Origin of the sequence: Chrysanthemum yellows phytoplasma (assembly GCF_000803325.1) — a bacterium.
In the GTDB taxonomy this organism is placed as follows: Bacteria; Bacillota_I; Bacilli_A; order Acholeplasmatales; family Acholeplasmataceae; genus Phytoplasma; species Phytoplasma asteris.
The window spans coordinates 1-308 of sequence record NZ_JSWH01000066.1; the positions used below are offsets into that span (position 1 = coordinate 1).

The window sequence follows — 308 nt, forward strand, 5'->3', positions numbered from 1 at the left end:
ATTATTAATAACTTTTTATTTATTTTATTAATTCATTTATGAAAAAATATGTCTTAACAAATTAAGAGGTTTCCAAAATGCAAAATAATCCTTTTCGATGTCTTTTCCCAATTTTCAAAACCAACCCCAAGATTGTTTACTTTGATAATGCTGCTACTTCTTTAAAACCTCAAAAAGTAATAGATGAATTGACTAGATTTTATAACACAAATGGACTCAATACCAAATCTTTTGGCGTTTTGTCTCATCAAAACACTTTACTAATGAACGAAACAAGAATTAAAACAGCTAATTTTATTAATTCCAAA

1 protein-coding gene is annotated in these 308 nt (G+C 25.3%); it reads left to right on the forward strand.

Features of this window, described 5'->3' with window-relative positions:
* Positions 1-77: 77 nt before the first annotated feature.
* Positions 78-308 (forward strand): aminotransferase class V-fold PLP-dependent enzyme (locus OL66_RS00870; RefSeq protein WP_034172085.1); only part of this gene is annotated, 231 nt, incomplete at its 3' end.